This window comes from Ruegeria sp. YKSF070 (genome assembly GCF_059612725.1).
The window spans coordinates 1-1,538 of sequence record NZ_JBXWRD010000111.1 but is presented as its reverse complement, the minus strand read 5'-3'; the positions used below and the strand labels follow the sequence as shown (position 1 = coordinate 1,538).

2 protein-coding genes are annotated in these 1,538 nt (G+C 64.1%); both read left to right on the top strand.

Annotated features, from left to right (window positions below; translation table 11 throughout):
- Positions 1 to 1,384: molybdopterin oxidoreductase family protein (locus AC2FL1_RS23445; protein ID WP_496878528.1), on the top strand; the 1,384-nt coding region annotated here is incomplete at its 5' end.
- Positions 1,385 to 1,412: 28 nt separating this feature from the next.
- Positions 1,413 to 1,538, top strand: a 126-nt coding sequence (locus AC2FL1_RS23440) for a formate--tetrahydrofolate ligase (RefSeq protein WP_496878529.1), incomplete at its 3' end; no start/stop codon positions are given.

Genomic DNA, 1,538 nt, shown 5'->3' with positions numbered 1-1,538 from the left:
GAACGTGATCGTCGAAGAGGGGCTGTATGACCAGGCCTATATCGACCAGTTCACCGAGAACTGGGAGGAGATGAAGGCGCATCTGGCCGACTACACGCCCGAGAAGATGGAGTCCATCTGCGGCATCGCGGCCGGTGAGCTGCGCGACGCGGCGCGCACATTTGCGGCGGGCAAGGCGGGCATGATCTTCTGGGGCATGGGCGTCAGCCAGCATATCCACGGCACCGACAATTCGCGCTGCCTGATCTCTCTGGCGCTGATGACCGGCAATGTGGGCAAGCCCGGCGCGGGCCTGCACCCCCTGCGCGGTCAGAACAACGTGCAGGGCGCGTCGGACGCGGGCCTGATCCCGATGTTCCTGCCCGATTACCAGTCGGTCACCGATGACGGCGTGCGCTCGGCCTTTACCAGCGTGTGGAACTCGGGCGACTTCTCGAACCAGAAGGGGCTGACCGTGGTCGAGATCATGCATGCGATCCATGATGGCGACATCAGGGGCATGTATATCCTGGGCGAGAACCCGGCCATGTCCGACCCCGATGTGGATCACGCGCGCGCCGCGCTGGCGATGCTCGACCACCTGGTGGTGCAGGATATCTTCCTGACCGAGACCGCGAATTATGCCGACGTGATCCTGCCCGCCAGTGCCTGGGCGGAAAAGACCGGCACCGTGACCAATACCAACCGCCAGGTCCAGATGGGCCGCCCCGCCGTGGCGCCCCCGGGCGAGGCGCGCGAAGACTGGTGGATCGAGGTGGAACTGGCCAAACGCCTGGGCCTCGACTGGAATTACAGCCACCCCAGCGAAGTGTTTGCCGAGATGAAGCGCAACATGAAATCGCTCGACAACATCACCTGGGAGCGGCTCGAGGGCGAGGCGGTGACCTATCCCTCGCTCAGCCCCGAGGATCCGGGCCAGGCCATCGTCTTTGGCGACGGCTTCCCGCGTGCGAACAAGCGGGCGCGGTTCACCCCGGCAAAGATCGTCGAGCCCGACGAGCGGCCCGATGCGGACTATCCCTTCGTGCTGATCACCGGACGGCAGCTGGAACACTGGCATACCGGCTCGATGACCCGGCGCGCCACCGTGCTCGACGCGGTCGAACCCGAGGCCAACTGCTCGATGCACCCCGCCACCCTGCGCGCCATGGGCATCGAGCCCGGCGACACGATCCGCCTCACCACGCGGCGCGGCAGCGTCCAGGTCATGGTCCGCGCCGACCGCGCCATCGCCCAGGACAACGTCTTCCTCCCCTTCGCCTATGTCGAAGCCGCCGCAAACATCCTCACAAACGCAGCCCTCGACCCTTACGGAAAAATACCAGAGTTCAAATACGCAGCCGTAAGGGTCCAGCGCACAGATACCGCCGCATCCGCGGTCTAACCCACAGCAGAAACAGGGAAATCATCACATGGCGTACAAGAGTGACATAGAAATCGCCCGCGAGGCAAACAAGAAGCCGATTTTGGAGATTGGCGCGAAGCTGGGGATCGGGGCGGAGGAGTTGCTGCCTTATGGTCATGACAAGGCGAAGGTG